Consider the following 13,568-nt stretch of genomic DNA (forward strand, 5'->3'; position numbering starts at 1 on the left):
TTTATGGAAGCCTGGCTGGAGCATCTGATCACACAATCGTTAGCGTATTCGTTGACGGCGGTATTGCTGGTGGCGTTTCTGGAGTCACTGGCGCTGGTGGGGCTGCTGTTGCCCGGCACGCTGATGATGGCGTCGCTGGGGGCGTTGATCGGTAGCGGTAATATGGGGCTATACCCGGCCTGGGGCATGGGCATCATCGGTTGCCTGCTGGGGGACTGGATCTCCTACTTCATTGGCTGGCGTTTTAAGGACCGGTTGCATAACTGGTCGTTCCTGCAAAAGCATCGGGCGTATCTGTATCGCACGGAAAAAATGCTGCACCAGCATAATATGGCGACGATTCTGATCGGGCGGTTTTTTGGCCCGACCCGCCCGCTGGTTCCGATGGTGGCGGGGATGCTGGAGTTGTCGCCCCGGCGCTTTGCGCTGCCGAATATCATCGGCTGCCTCACCTGGCCGCCGGTATACCTGATGCCCGGCATTCTGGCGGGGGTGGCGATTGATATTCCCAAACAGGCCGATAGCGGCAGCTTTAAATGGCTGCTGTTGGTCACGGCTATCCTGCTGTGGTGTGCGGGTTGGTTGCTGTGGCGTTGGTGGCGCGTCCCTCGTGGGGAAGATGCCGCATCAACCAGCTGGTTGACGGCTTCGCGTCTGCGCTGGCTGGCGCCACTGTTATCGGTTATCGCCGCCGTTAGTCTGTGGCAGTTGTGGCAGCATCCGTTGATGCCGGTGTATCGGCGTCTGTTGTGGCAGATTTTGAATGGATAAATGAGCCGACGCGATACCGGTTTGCCCGGTATCGCACCTGAGGTTAGCGGTAAAACTCCGCGACCTGATCAAAGATTTTCATCTCTTCGCCGTGGCGAGTTACCTGCAATACGTCTTCCAGCTTTTCTACCTGACTGATCATCTGCGGCAGGCGTTGATCGTCTTTCACCAATAGCCAGATGCGGCTTTGCTCGTTGCCTGGCAGCGGCATACACATGATGCCTTCTACGTTGAACGCGCGACGGGCGAACAGCCCGCACACGTGCGACATCACGCCCGGGTGGTTGCGTACCGAGAGTTCCAGCGTGACCTGTCCAGTTGTCGATGAAGTCTGCATAATTTACTCTCCAATCATCTCAATGTTGGCGGCACCCGGCGGTACCATCGGAAACACTTTTTCGTTGATATCGATAGCGGCGTGAATCAATGCAGGGCCGGGTCGTTGCAGTGCGTCGCGCAGTGCGGCTTGCGGGTTTTCAGCCGCGTTCAGATCGCAAGTGGCGAAGCCGAAGCCGGCGGCAATCGCCAGAAAGTTGGTCTGGTAGCGGTAATCTGAGGCCACAAAGTTCTGTTTGTAGAACAGTTCCTGTTGCTGGTGCACCAGCCCCAGCGACTGGTTGTTCATCAGCACGATTTTGACGTTCAGGTTCTCTTCCGCAGCAGTAGCCATTTCCTGAATGTTCATCATCAGGCTGCCGTCGCCGGAAAAACAGACTACGGTGCGCTGCGGTTCCGCCAACGCCGCGCCGATAGCGGCCGGTACGCCAAAGCCCATGGTGCCGAAACCGCCGGAGGTGAGCCATTGGCGTGAACGCCGCAGCGGATAGGCCTGCGCCACCCACATCTGGTGCTGGCCCACATCGGTGGTAATGATGGCCTGATCGTCCAGTTGGTCGGCCACCGCACGGATCAACCCATAATGGCTGAGCGGATCGTCGACGTTCGGCATGTTGAACGGGAAATCACGTTGCAGGGTGCGAACCTGTTCGAGCCACTCGGTGCGCGGTTGACGCTCGACCAGCGGCAGTAATTGATCCAGCGCCTGCGCCACATCGGCGTGAAGCGCCACGTGCGGCTGGCGGATCTTGCCGAGTTCGGCCGGATCGATATCGATATGGACAACGCGGGCATCCGGGCAGAATTCTTCCGCTTTGCCGATGGCGCGATCGTCAAAGCGCGCGCCCAGCACGATCAACAAATCCGACTGTTGCAGGATCAGGTTGGTATAGCGGGCGGCGTGCATACCGAGCATGCCGAGCGACAGCGGGTGATCCACCGGCATGGCGCCCAGCGCCATCAGCGTCATGGTGGTCGGCAGCCCGGCACGCTCTGCCAGTTCGATAGCCTGCTGATGCGCCCCGGCGCTGATGATCCCGCCGCCCAGATACAGAATGGGACGTTTGGCCTGATTGATCATCGCAGCGGCGGCGTGCAGGGCGTTGGCGTCGATGGCGGGAGCCGGGGACAACGCGACTGGTGCGGGCAGCTCCGCCAGCTCAATGGTAGCCGTTTGCACGTCTTTGGGAATATCCACCCAGACCGGGCCGGGACGGCCGGATTGCGCCAGACGGAAGGCATCGTTAATCACCTGCGGCAGCTCGCTGATGTCGCGTACCAGATAGTTGTGCTTGGTGACCGGGATTGAGATGCCGTAGGTGTCGACTTCCTGAAAGGCATCGGTGCCGATCATACTTGACGGCACCTGACCGGTGATGCACACCAGCGGAATGGAATCGAGCTTGGCGTCAGCGATGGCGGTGAGCAGGTTAGTGGCGCCGGGCCCGCTGGAGGCCAGACAAACCGCCGCTTTACCGCTGGCGCGCGCCATCCCCTGAGCGATGAATCCGGCTCCCTGTTCATGGCGGGCGAGTACGTGGCGAAGAGTACGGCTTTTTCCCAACGCATCGTACAGCGGCAATGCTGCGCCGCCCGGAATACCGGTCACTGTGGTGATGCCTTGCTGCTCCAGCAGACGGATGATCAGCTCAGCTCCTGTATAACGCATAGTCATATCCTTTATCAGAGCCGGTGTCAGGAGGAGCGGGGTGGGTGGATAAAACAAACCCCGCTCGGCTTGCGCCGGCGGGGTTTGGGAATCTAGGTTTGATTCGGAACCCGTTACGGCGCGCTGCCGACCACGACCACCACGCGCACGACGACGACCGCGTCAAGCAGCGCGGTGTTGTTGAGTAGTGCGAAAGTAGAGGTGGTGTGTTTCACGGGGAACCTTATGTTCGTTTTGGTTAATCTGCGCTCTCATATAACCATGAGTGCGGAAAATCAGACAAGGCTCTGTCGCGCTGAAAACGCAAAATCGTGCGTAAGATCACATTTATTTAGTAAGGATTTCATTCCGTTATTTCAGCGCGAGCCGTCACCGCAAACCCAGGATGCGTGCCGCATTCGGGTGGCGCGCCAGTTCCCCGGTCGGGCCGTCGTGATAGACGTGGCCGTCCACCACCAGCACGCTGCGCGGCGCGATGCGCATGGCATCCTCCAACTGATGCGATACCATCAGCAGCGTCAACTGCCGCTCGCGGCAAATCTCATCCACCAGCGACAGCATTTCCTGACGCAGCGCCGGGTCGAGCGCGGAGAACGGTTCGTCCAGCAGCAGGATCGGTTGCCGACGAATCAAACAACGCGCCAGCGCCGCCCGTTGCCGTTGACCGCCGGAAACCTGTGACGGCAGGCGTTCCAGCAGGTCCGTCAGCCCCATGCGGCAGGCGATATCGCGCAATGTATCCCGTTGCTCCTCGGTCAGTTTCAGGCCGGGGTGCAGGCCCAGCGCGATATTCTGCGCCAGCGTCAGATGAGGGAACAGGTTGTTTTCCTGAAACAGGATCGATACCGGGCGTTTCGCCGGCGGCGTGGCGTAATGATCTTGTCCGTTGAGCCGTAGCTGGCCGCCGTCGGCCGGCAGGAAACCGGCGATCAGGCTCAGCAAGGTACTTTTCCCCGCGCCGCTCGGGCCCAGAATGGCAAGGCGTTCGCCGGGTTGCGCCTGTAAATCGAAGCGCATCGGCAGGTGTTGGTAGAGGTAGGTCAACTTATCGAGCGCGATCATTCATGCCTGCCAGTTTCTCAATCAGGGTAAACAGCATAAAGCACAGCAGCAGCAGCAACAGCGCCGTTACCGCGCCATCGGCGCTGCGATAAGCGCCAATTTGTTGGTAAAGGTAAAACGGCAGAGTGCGAAACTGCTCGTTGCCAAACAAGGCGATGATGCCGAAATCACCCACCGATAGCACACAGGCAAAGGCCAACGCTTGTGCGATAGGTGCGCGCAGCGCTTTCAGTTCTACTACCCTGAGGCGATGCCAGCCGCGGATATCCAGCGACTGACACAACAAGCCGTAACGCGCCGCCGTATCAACCATCGGGTTTTCCAGTACTTTCATCGCATAAGGGATGGCCAACAGCGCGTTGGTCAACACCACCAGCCCGTAAGGGGAAGACGGTAACCCGATGGTGCGATTGAACAGCAGGAAGAAACCGGACGCCAGCACAATCCCCGGCATCGCCAGAATCAGCATTCCGCTCAGATCCAGCCATTGCGCGGGTAGCCGCTGCCGGCGCAGTTTCAGCTCCCGGCTGCTCCACAGCAGCATCAGCGTCAGCACCACGCTGAGCGCTCCGGCGGCCAGCGCAATGCGCAGCGAGGTCCAGAGCGTTTGCCATAGTGCGGGCTGGCGCAACACGTCAGGCAGCGAACGGTTCAGGCCATCCGCCACGACGGCCAGCAGCGGCGGCAGCAGCAGCAACAGCGCTGCCGCAATCAACAGCGTATCGGCAACCCGGCTGAACAGGCTGTCCTGCGGGTCGCGCCAGCGCTGACGGTTGCTGACGCCTACTGCCAGCAGCCGACCGAGCCGTTGGCTAAGTAACACCAGCCCCAGACAACAGACCATCTGCAACAGCGCCAGCAGAGCGGCGCGCGCCGGGTCATAGTCAAAGCTGAGCGCCTGATAGATAGCCAGTTCGATGGTGGTGGCTTGCGGACCGCCGCCCAGCGCCAGCACGGTGGCGAAGCTGGCGAAGCACAGCATGAAAATCAGCGCGCCGGCGGGCAACAACTGGCGGCGCAACCACGGCCATTCCACCAGCCGGAAAAAGTGCCAGCCGCGCAGGCCGAGCTGGGCCGCCAACTGACGCTGCTCGGTGGCAATCCCTTCCAGCGCCTGCAAAAACAGCCGGGTTGCCAACGGCAGGTTAAAAAAGACGTGAGCCAGCAGGATGCCCTGCAAACCGTAAGGCGAAAAACGGTATTCGATACCGAACTGCATCAGCAGACGCGCCAGCCAGCCTTCCCGACCGTAGACGCTGAGAATGCCGAATACCGCCACCAGCACCGGCAGCACCAGCGTCATTGCGCACAGGCGCAGCAGCAGGCGATGGCCGGGAAAACGGCGGCGGTACAATGCCCGCGCCAGAAACAGCGCGGGTAAGGTGGAAAGCAACGCCGACAGCAGCGCCTGCCAGAAGCTGAAGCGAACGACATGCCACAGGTAGCCGTCATCCCACAGCGACTGCCAGGGCGTGGCGGGCGCGTCCAGCCACAGCGCGCCGAACGCCAGCACGGCGGTGCTAATCAATAGCACCGCCGCCAGCAGCCCCGGCCATAGCCAACCTGGAATTAGCGGCTGACGGCGCGTTGCCATGCCTGAACCCAATTCGCCCGCTGTTCCGCCACCTGCTGCGGGGTAAATTCCAGCGCGGTAGCCGGCAGAGACAGGGTGTTATAGCCCGTCGGCAGCTCGGTTTTGACAACCGGGTACATCCAGTTGGTGGTCGGGATGATCTGCTGGAAGGTCGGGCTTACCATAAATTGCAGAAAGCGTGCCGCCAGTTGCGGATTTTTACTGCCGGCCAGTTGTGCGGCGACTTCCACCTGCAGGTAGTGGCCTTCGCTGAAATTAGCCGCGGCATAGTTGTCTTTCTTCTCGGCGATGAGGTGGTAAGCCGGTGAGGTGGTGTAGCTCAGTACCAGATCGGCTTCGCCTTTCAGAAACAAGCCGTAGGCTTCGCTCCAGCCTTTGGTGACGGTGACGGTTTTGGCCGCCAGTTTCTGCCAGGCCTGCGGCGCTTTTTCGCCGTAGACTTTCTGCATCCACAGCAACAACCCCAGACCCGGCGTGCTGGTGCGCGGATCTTCATAGATAACGGTCCACCGCTGGCCGCTTTCCACCAGCTCATGCAGGCTTTTCGGCGGGTTTTTCAGCTTGTCTTTGTTATAGACGAAGGCGAAATAGCCGTAATCGAAGGGCAGGAAAGTCTCGTTGCGCCAGCCGCCGGGCACGGTTAGCGTGCTGGTATTGACGGCATGTGGGGCGAACAGGCCGGTCTGCGCCGCCGCCTGCACCAGATTATTATCCAGCCCCAGCACCACGTCCGCCGGGGTGTTTTTGCCTTCCATACGCAGGCGGTTGAGCAGAGCGACGCCATCTTCCAGCGCCACGAATTTCAGTTCACAGTCGCACTCTTTTTCAAAGGCGGTTTGGACAGCCGGGCCGGGGCCCCATTCCGAGGCGAACGAATCGTAGGTGTAGACCGTCAGAGTCGGTTTGGCGAATACAGGGGCGGACAGCAGTAACAGGCAGGACAATAATTTCTTTAACACTTTGCGCTCCCATTGTTGAAGGCGGCAAAGGTCTTTGAGCAAGCAGGATGCAGTCTCAAATCCCTTCGCCGGTATTAACCGGATCAGGTTCGACGGGTATTTTCTCAGCGACGCAAACGTGCATGGTTGTTCGTGCATGACTCTTCGTGCATGACGACTGGTACATGAATGTTGGCCGCACCCCGTTGAGAACAGCGCTATTGTAAAGTGTTTGTCACATCAGGAAAAGCATCACGACCAGCGGCAAGCGGTCATGATGCTGGGTCCGGCGGCGCGAACCAGGCCGATTTGAAATCGAACCAGCCCAGCGTGTTCATGCGTAGCCCCCGCATGTTGGCTTGTCCCTGTAACCGCAACCAGTGATGGAACAGCGGATGGAGTTGCTGGCGGCTGACCAGCGACTGGCACCACTCCGCCAGCGACAGGGCGCCTTGACGCCACTGATGGGCGGTGTGTTCCAGCTCGTCCTCTCCCAGGCAGTGTCGCAGTAACGGCAGTTCGTACAGCATCGCGAACAGCGAAAATTCCAGCGGCAGGTAGAAGTTGGCGCTGCCGAGCCAGAGATCGCTGGCTTCGTCGCCCTGGCACCAGGCGTCGAACTCCAGACTGCGCAGCGTCAGCGTGACGCCGTGCGATGCCAGCAGGCGGCCCATAATGCCGCTTATCACTTCGTATTCGGGGTGGTCACGGTAGCAGGTGAGGGTGAGGTGCGTCAGGCCGACTGGTTTTTCCCGCACCGCCCGTGGCGGGCTGTGATGCCAGCGTGGCAACAAACCGTAAGCGGGGGACCAGTCGCTCTGGTAAGGCGTGTCGGCCAAAGCGAGCATCGCCACCGGACTCAGTACCTGACACAACCAGTGGCGGACTTCCGAGTCCGCCGTCTGCGGCGAGCGGCGGTCGAACAACAGGAAATAGCAGCCTTCTTCCAGCCGGTTCTCCAGTTCATTGTCCGTGGTGTCGTCGCCTTGTAGCGTGACGGTACAGGCGGGGATGGTCGGCGCATCGGGTAGTACCCAGATACTGACTTCGTCAATCAGCGCCCGGTAGCCGAAATAGTCGTCAAACGCAGCGATTTTCAATTGGTTGGGCGAATTGCGCACCACCTGATACGGCCCGGTGCCGACAGGCTGGCGCATAAAGTCCGGCAGCGTTTGCCACTCTTGCGGCAGGATCATCGCCGGTACGCTGCCGAGCAGCCACGGCAGCCAGTTGTCCGGCATGTTGAGCCGGATATCCAGCACGAACGGCGTGGGGGAGGAGATAGCGGTCAGGTGTGAGAACAGCGGCTGCGCAGTCAGCCGGGACAACGAGGCGATCACGTCCTCCATCGTCAGTTCCCGGCCATGGTGAAAACGAATGGCCGGTCGCAAATAGAAACGCCAGTGCAGCGGCGACAGCGCCTGCCAGTGGTGGGCGATATCCGGCAACAGTTCCCCATTTTCCTCATTTAGGCTGGTCAGCCCGCTGAATATCTGGCGGGCGATGTGGGTTTCCGAGCGGCGTAACGCACTGCCGGGCAACAGGTTATGCATTGGGCGGTAATAGAGGATGCGCAGCAGGTGGCGCCCTTGCCGTACGCTGCGACCGAGGTGTGACAGCAGCATCTGGCGCACGGTTTCTTTGTCGCCCACCAGTTGCACCAGTTGTTCGATGCGGTCCTGCTCCAGCAGGTCTTCAGCCCGCTGCTGTTGCAGGGCTAACCCGGTGTAGAGAAAGCCGAGGCGCGAGCGTTTACCGCGCCCGGCTTCCGCCTGCCAGGTGAGCCAGCCCTGTTGTTGCATCGCGCTCAGCAGGGAGCGGACATGGCGGCGGGAGCAGTTGAGCAGCAGCGCCAGCTCTTGCAGCGTGGTGTCGGTATCCTGACCCTGCAGGCATTGCCATAGCCGGATGAACTGCTGTTGCAGACGTGGCGAGGACATAAAAGGGGAACTCCACGACTCAAGGTCATCAATATATTTTTCCCTATATTACGCGGATACTTTCAGTCAGTGAATGGTTCAGTGCGTGAACCGCCGTGAAGGGGAGGCAGCAATATGAATATGTGCCGGTTATTGCGCTTTTATCGTTACTGGCTTTGCCAGGGCTGTCGCCGGGGATGGGGCGCACTCGCCGCCGCACAACGAATGGCGTTGTTGTTGCAGGTTACCCAATGGCAGATCCGGGAAATGGATGAGGAAGAGTATCGCCGCTGGTTATAAGGCCGGCGGCCATCGAATGAGAGTGAGAACGTCGGCGGGAAACCGCCACAGTGTTCTGAGTAATGGTGCTGTTCACCAGCCAGCGGAGTGCTCCGCTGGCTTTTTTTATAGCCGTTTTTTATGGTGGCGCGTTATTCCACCGGTTTCAGGCGAGCCACAAAGTGGCGTAATACCGGCGGCTCGTAGGTAAAGGTCAGTCCTTTAATATCGCTGGCTCTCTCCTTCAGTGCGATCAACGAGTCGGCGATGTAATCCATGTGATCGTTGGTATACACCCGGCGCGGAATGGTCAGGCGCAGCAGTTCCAGCGGCGACGGTTTTTGTTCGCCGGTATCCGGGTCGCGCCCCAGCAGCAATGAACCGATTTCCACACTACGGATGCCCGCTTCCAGATAAAGCGCGTTATTCAGCGCCTGTGCCGGGAACTGTTCCGCCGGGATATGCGGCAGCAGTTTTTTCGCATCGACAAATACCGCATGTCCGCCCACCGGGTACTGAATCGGGATGCCGCCGGCGCGCAGGCGCTCGCCAAGGTAGGTCACCTGGCCGATGCGGTAGGTCAGGTAGTCTTCGTTCATGCCTTCCTCAAGACCGATGGCCAGCGCCTCCATGTCGCGCCCGGCCAGCCCGCCGTAAGTGACGAAACCTTCCATCGGCACACAGCGGATGCGCACTTCGTTGAACAGCTCTTCGTCGCTACGAAAACAGCACAGGCCGCCAATGTTCACCATCGGGTCTTTCTTCGCCGACATGGTAAGCATGTCGCCGTATTGGTACATCTCGTGGACGATCGCTTTGATCGAGCGGTTTTCGTAGCCGGGGTCACGCTGTTTGATGAACCAGGCGTTTTCACAGAAGCGGGCGGAGTCGATCACCACCGGAATGCCGTGCTGCTGCGCGATGCGATACACCTCGCGCATATTGCTCATCGAAATCGGCTGACCGCCGGAGCTGTTGCAGGTGACGGTGGTGATGATCGCCACCACGTTATCCGCGCCGTGCTGTTCAATGGTGGTGTGCAGCAGGTCAAGGTCGAAGTCGCCCTTCCAGTCGTAATAAGCGGTGGTGTCGAAGGCTTTTGGCGTCACCACGTTGATGGCGCGCGCGCCGTTCAGCTCCACGTGAGCGGCAGTAGTATCGAAATGGAAGTTGGAAATGAACACCGGTTTCTTGCCGCCGCCGGCGCGCTGCTTTTTGGCGATCAGACACGGGAACAGGATTTGTTCTGCGCCGCGCCCCTGATGCGTCGGAATGGTGAACGGATAACCCAGCAGCGCTTTGACCTGATCGCACAGATGGTAGTAGTTGCGCGACCCGGCGTAGGCTTCGTCGCCCATCATCAGCCCGGCCCACTGGCGATCGCTCATGGCGCCGGTGCCGGAGTCGGTCAGCAGGTCGATGTAGACATCCTCACTGCGCAACAAAAACGGGTTATAGCCTGCTTCCTGCAGGGCGCGCTCCCGTTCGTCGCGGGTGGTCATACGGATGTTTTCTACCATTTTGATGCGAAAAGGTTCGGGGATGCGTTTCATGCAATATCTCCACGACGCCCGTCAGCAGACATCGCCGTCGCTGTATGACGTCAAAAATAAATTGAAATAACAGGAAAAAATCAGAGCAAAGCTGAATCAGGCATGAAACGGGCGTGGGAAATCGTTGGTGAGGCGGTGATCGATGTTGAACCAGGGGCGACAATCGCCGGAGAGGCTCTGGCGATAACACCGGATGATGCGTGTCATGAGGTCTCCTTATCTCGTGAATACCGGACGGTCAGGGTAGGCGAAAAACGCCGGGCAAAACCGTGATCCCACAGGCAATCCGGAGATGGCGGGCGATCATTGGTTTGAGAATGGAAATTGAGTCAATAATGTTTCTCATTATCGAAGGTAAGTGATAAAACTGTGCGGAGTTTGAAGCCGTTATCGGCACAAATATCGACAGGCGGCACATTGCCGGGGAATCACAACCAGAGAGGTAAAGGCGGGTTATGGCTGGGGTAAAGGAATATAAAGTGTTTGATGTTACGTTGGCCCATAAGACATTGCTTACCCCATCGCTGATGCGCTGCGTATTCAGTGGCGAAGCGGTGAAACAGATGAAAATCTGTGCGCCGGATCAGCGTATTAAAGTGTTGCTGCCTGCTGAGGACGGCACGCCGCCGCGTCTGCCGGATGTCGGCGAGTGGTATAAGCTGGTGCAGGCCATGCCTAAGCAACAACGCCCGATTCCCCGCACCTACACGCTGCGCAGTCTGGACACCGAAGCCGGCGAAATGGTGGTGGAGTTCGTGGTGCATGGCACCGAAGGCCCGGCTTCGGCCTGGGTGATGAGTGCGCAGCCCGGCGCCGAGTTGCAGATGGTAGCGCCGCGCGGCGACTTTGCCGGCGATAACGGCGGCTACGAGTGGGCGTTGTCGGAAAACACCCGTCAGGTGCTGCTGATGGGCGATGAAACCGCGTTGCCGGCGATCAAAGGCATTCTGGAGCAGTTGTCGCAGCAGGATAACCCGCCGCAGGTGCAGGCCTTTATTGAAGTACCGTTACAGGCGGATTGCGTTGACGATTATCGCCATTTGCCGTTCGCCGAGGTGGTGTGGTTGCCACGCGAAGGCACTGGCGCGACCTATGGCGAGCGTTTGCTGGAGGCGGCGCGCCATTGGTCATGCCCGACAGCGCAGGTAGCGGCACACCCTGTTGCGGTGGCGGATATTGCCGATGGCGAGAAGGTCTGGGAACCCGCCAGTGCGCAGCAAGGCCAGTTCTTCGGCTGGGTGGCGACTGAATCCTCGGCGGTGAAGGCGTTGCGGCGTTATCTGCTGGCGGAAAAAGGTATCGCGCAGGAGTCCATCACCTTTATGGCCTACTGGAGCCGTGGTCCGCGTTCTCATTGAGGTTCATTGAGGTTGCAAGCAACAAAGCCCACCGAAGTAGGCTTTGTGTGAACAATAAAACAGTAAGGCTGAACTAGCGCAGAAACGCTGGTTGTTGCTGCTCGTAGCGGGCGATGGATGCGTCGTGTTGCAGCGTCAGGCCGATGCTGTCCAGACCGTTGATCATGCAGTGACGGCGGAAGCTGTCTATTTCAAACGAGTAGGTCTTCTCGCCTGCTTTAACCTGCTGTACTTCCAGATCGACCGTGAAGGTAATGCCTTCATGGCTGGCTACCAGTTTGAACAGGTCGTCGATGTCGGCATCGCTCAGTTTGACCGGCAACAACTGGTTGTTAAACGAGTTACCGTAGAAAATATCGGCGAAGCTCGGGGCGATCACCACCTTAAAACCGTAGTCGGTCAGCGCCCACGGTGCGTGCTCGCGGGAAGAGCCGCAGCCGAAGTTTTCGCGTGCCAGCAGAATGCTCGCACCTTTATAGCGCGGCTGGTTCAGCACGAAATCCGGGTTAGGCTGCTGACCGGCGTCATCCAGAAAACGCCAGTCGTGAAACAGATGCTGACCGAAACCGGTGCGGGTCACCTTTTGCAGGAACTGCTTCGGGATAATCGCGTCGGTATCGACGTTGGCGGCATCCAGCGGCACCACCAAACCAGTGTGTTGGGTAAATTTAGCCATGGAGTGCCTCTCTTAATTCAGTTCACGAATGTCTGCGAAACGGCCGGTGATCGCCGCTGCCGCCGCCATCGCCGGGCTGACCAGATGGGTGCGGCCGCCACGGCCCTGACGCCCTTCAAAGTTACGGTTACTGGTGGACGCGCAACGCTCGCCCGGATTCAGACGGTCGTTGTTCATCGCCAGACACATTGAGCAGCCGGGCAGACGCCATTCGAAACCGGCATCCAGGAAAATTTTGTCCAGACCTTCGGCTTCCGCCTGGGCTTTGACCGGGCCGGAGCCGGGGACGACATAAGCCTGCACGCCGGCGGCCACTTTGCGCCCTTTGGCGATGGCGGCGGCGGCACGCAAGTCTTCAATACGGGAGTTGGTGCAGGAACCGATAAACACTTTGTCGATTGCCACTTCCGTCAGTTTTACGCCCGATTGCAGGCCCATATACGCCAGCGCTTTTTCCGCCGACGCGCGCTCTACCGGATCACTGAAGGATTCCGGCGCCGGGATGATTTGATCGACGGCGATCACCTGGCCGGGGTTGGTGCCCCAGGTTACCTGCGGCGCGATGTCGGCGGCATTCAGTGTGACGATGGTGTCGTAGTGCGCATCGGCATCGGAACGCAGGGTCTTCCAGTATTCCACCGCGGCATCCCAATCGCTGCCGGTAGGCGCGAACTGGCGGCCTTTCAGGTAAGCGAAGGTGGTGTCGTCCGGTGCCACCAGACCGGCTTTGGCGCCCATTTCGATCGCCATATTGCACAGGGTCATACGGCCTTCCATGCTCAGCGCTTCGATAGCTTTGCCAGTGAATTCCACCACATGGCCGGTGCCGCCGGCGCTGCCGGTCTTACCGATGATCGCCAGTACGATGTCTTTGGCGGTGATGCCGGAGGCGGCATCGCCAGCCACCTCGATCTTCATGGTTTTAGCACGGCCTTGCTTCAGCGTCTGCGTCGCCAGCACATGCTCGACTTCCGAGGTGCCGATGCCGAATGCCAGCGAGCCGAACGCGCCGTGGGTGGCGGTGTGGGAGTCGCCGCAGACGATGGTCATCCCCGGCAGTGTCATGCCTTGTTCCGGCCCGATAACGTGCACGATGCCCTGAAACGGATGGTTCAGGTCATACAGCTGCACGCCGAACTCGGCGCAGTTCTTGATCAGTTCCTGCATCTGGATGCGCGCCATTTCGCCGCTGGCGTTGATGTCACGCGTCTGGGTGGACACGTTATGGTCCATGGTGGCGAAGGTCTTGCCCGGCTGGCGGACTTTGCGGCCCATGGCGCGCAGGCCGTCGAATGCCTGCGGTGAAGTCACTTCATGCACCAGATGCCTGTCGATATACAGCAGCGGGGTTTCATTCGGCGCTTCGTGTACCACATGCGCATCAAACAACTTCTGATATAAGGTTTTACCCAT

14 protein-coding genes and 1 riboswitch are annotated in these 13,568 nt (G+C 59.5%); of the genes, 3 read left to right on the forward strand and 11 right to left on the reverse strand.

The window, feature by feature from the left end; genetic code table 11:
• Positions 1-3: 3 nt before the first annotated feature.
• A complete protein-coding gene (locus DCH402_RS02880; protein WP_039999582.1) occupies positions 4-771 on the forward strand; it encodes a DedA family protein in 768 nt (255 codons plus the stop codon).
• Between the two features lie 43 nt (positions 772-814).
• Here the strand turns inward: DCH402_RS02880 and ilvN are convergent, their stop codons facing one another.
• From ilvN to sgrR, 7 genes are all read right to left on the reverse strand, one after another.
• Positions 815-1,108 carry an acetolactate synthase small subunit gene (gene ilvN / locus DCH402_RS02885; RefSeq protein ID WP_012768344.1) on the reverse strand — a complete coding sequence of 98 codons (294 nt, stop codon included), beginning with the start codon at positions 1,106-1,108 and terminating at the stop codon, positions 815-817.
• Between the two features lie 3 nt (positions 1,109-1,111).
• Positions 1,112-2,776, reverse strand: a complete 1,665-nt coding sequence (gene ilvB, locus DCH402_RS02890) for an acetolactate synthase large subunit (RefSeq protein WP_039999584.1) — start codon at positions 2,774-2,776, stop codon at positions 1,112-1,114.
• A gap of 113 nt (positions 2,777-2,889) precedes the next feature.
• Positions 2,890-2,991, reverse strand: a complete 102-nt coding sequence (locus DCH402_RS21000) for an ilvB operon leader peptide IvbL (RefSeq protein ID WP_024107303.1) — start codon at positions 2,989-2,991, stop codon at positions 2,890-2,892.
• Between the two features lie 154 nt (positions 2,992-3,145).
• A complete protein-coding gene (gene thiQ / locus DCH402_RS02895) occupies positions 3,146-3,838 on the reverse strand; it encodes a thiamine ABC transporter ATP-binding protein ThiQ (protein ID WP_039999585.1) in 693 nt (230 codons plus the stop codon).
• A complete protein-coding gene (thiP, locus tag DCH402_RS02900) occupies positions 3,822-5,432 on the reverse strand; it encodes a thiamine/thiamine pyrophosphate ABC transporter permease ThiP (RefSeq protein ID WP_039999587.1) in 1,611 nt (536 codons plus the stop codon). Before thiP ends, thiQ begins: the two co-directional genes overlap by 17 nt.
• On the reverse strand, positions 5,408-6,391 hold the full coding sequence (gene thiB, locus DCH402_RS02905) for a thiamine ABC transporter substrate binding subunit (protein ID WP_039999588.1): 984 nt from the start codon (positions 6,389-6,391) through the stop codon (positions 5,408-5,410). Before thiB ends, thiP begins: the two co-directional genes overlap by 25 nt.
• Before the next feature lie 42 nt (positions 6,392-6,433).
• A riboswitch (TPP riboswitch) is annotated at positions 6,434-6,586 on the reverse strand.
• A 56-nt stretch (positions 6,587-6,642) separates the two neighbouring features.
• The gene (gene sgrR / locus DCH402_RS02910) at positions 6,643-8,310 is read right to left on the reverse strand and encodes an HTH-type transcriptional regulator SgrR (RefSeq protein ID WP_039999590.1); all 1,668 of its coding nucleotides are present in this window, start codon (positions 8,308-8,310) and stop codon (positions 6,643-6,645) included.
• Between the two features lie 114 nt (positions 8,311-8,424).
• On the opposite strand from sgrR, the gene sgrT reads away from it, so the two are divergent.
• Positions 8,425-8,589 (forward strand): glucose uptake inhibitor SgrT, encoded by a 165-nt coding sequence (gene sgrT / locus DCH402_RS02915; RefSeq protein ID WP_071604659.1) that lies wholly within the window; start codon positions 8,425-8,427, stop codon positions 8,587-8,589.
• Between the two features lie 131 nt (positions 8,590-8,720).
• Here sgrT and tnaA read toward each other — a convergent pair whose 3' ends face one another.
• Together tnaA and tnaC are read right to left on the reverse strand one after the other, a co-directional pair.
• Entirely contained in the window at positions 8,721-10,121 is a 1,401-nt protein-coding gene (gene tnaA / locus DCH402_RS02920) for a tryptophanase (protein WP_039999592.1), read from the reverse strand.
• A 96-nt stretch (positions 10,122-10,217) separates the two neighbouring features.
• Positions 10,218-10,328, reverse strand: a complete 111-nt coding sequence (gene tnaC, locus DCH402_RS21005; RefSeq protein ID WP_071601325.1) for a tryptophanase leader peptide — start codon at positions 10,326-10,328, stop codon at positions 10,218-10,220.
• A 248-nt stretch (positions 10,329-10,576) separates the two neighbouring features.
• Here tnaC and DCH402_RS02925 point away from each other — a divergent pair, with 248 nt between their 5' ends.
• Positions 10,577-11,479: a siderophore-interacting protein gene (locus DCH402_RS02925; RefSeq protein WP_039999593.1), complete on the forward strand. Its 903-nt coding sequence runs from the start codon at positions 10,577-10,579 to the stop codon at positions 11,477-11,479.
• 73 nt (positions 11,480-11,552) lie between these two features.
• On the opposite strand, the gene leuD is transcribed toward DCH402_RS02925, so the two are convergent.
• Both leuD and leuC read right to left on the reverse strand, forming a co-directional pair.
• A complete protein-coding gene (gene leuD / locus DCH402_RS02930; protein WP_039999595.1) occupies positions 11,553-12,155 on the reverse strand; it encodes a 3-isopropylmalate dehydratase small subunit in 603 nt (200 codons plus the stop codon).
• A gap of 12 nt (positions 12,156-12,167) precedes the next feature.
• Positions 12,168-13,568 (reverse strand): 3-isopropylmalate dehydratase large subunit, encoded by a 1,401-nt coding sequence (gene leuC / locus DCH402_RS02935; RefSeq protein ID WP_039999598.1) that lies wholly within the window; start codon positions 13,566-13,568, stop codon positions 12,168-12,170.

This window comes from Dickeya chrysanthemi NCPPB 402 (assembly GCF_000406105.1).
Classification (GTDB): Bacteria; Pseudomonadota; Gammaproteobacteria; order Enterobacterales; family Enterobacteriaceae; genus Dickeya; species Dickeya chrysanthemi.

Excerpts from the sequence above, each read along its gene's own strand:
- ilvB (WP_039999584.1), bottom strand. The coding sequence starts at position 2,776 with ATGCGTTATACAGGAGCTGAGCTGATCATCCGTCTGCTGGAGCAGCAA.
- ilvN (WP_012768344.1), bottom strand. The coding sequence starts at position 1,108 with ATGCAGACTTCATCGACAACTGGACAGGTCACGCTGGAACTCTCGGTA.
- sgrT (WP_071604659.1), top strand. The coding sequence starts at position 8,425 with ATGAATATGTGCCGGTTATTGCGCTTTTATCGTTACTGGCTTTGCCAG.
- thiP (WP_039999587.1), bottom strand. The coding sequence starts at position 5,432 with ATGGCAACGCGCCGTCAGCCGCTAATTCCAGGTTGGCTATGGCCGGGG.
- leuC (WP_039999598.1), bottom strand. The coding sequence starts at position 13,568 with ATGGGTAAAACCTTATATCAGAAGTTGTTTGATGCGCATGTGGTACAC.
- sgrR (WP_039999590.1), bottom strand. The coding sequence starts at position 8,310 with ATGTCCTCGCCACGTCTGCAACAGCAGTTCATCCGGCTATGGCAATGC.
- tnaA (WP_039999592.1), bottom strand. The coding sequence starts at position 10,121 with ATGAAACGCATCCCCGAACCTTTTCGCATCAAAATGGTAGAAAACATC.
- leuD (WP_039999595.1), bottom strand. The coding sequence starts at position 12,155 with ATGGCTAAATTTACCCAACACACTGGTTTGGTGGTGCCGCTGGATGCC.
- DCH402_RS02880 (WP_039999582.1), top strand. The coding sequence starts at position 4 with ATGGAAGCCTGGCTGGAGCATCTGATCACACAATCGTTAGCGTATTCG.
- thiQ (WP_039999585.1), bottom strand. The coding sequence starts at position 3,838 with ATGATCGCGCTCGATAAGTTGACCTACCTCTACCAACACCTGCCGATG.
- DCH402_RS02925 (WP_039999593.1), top strand. The coding sequence starts at position 10,577 with ATGGCTGGGGTAAAGGAATATAAAGTGTTTGATGTTACGTTGGCCCAT.
- tnaC (WP_071601325.1), bottom strand. The coding sequence starts at position 10,328 with ATGACACGCATCATCCGGTGTTATCGCCAGAGCCTCTCCGGCGATTGT.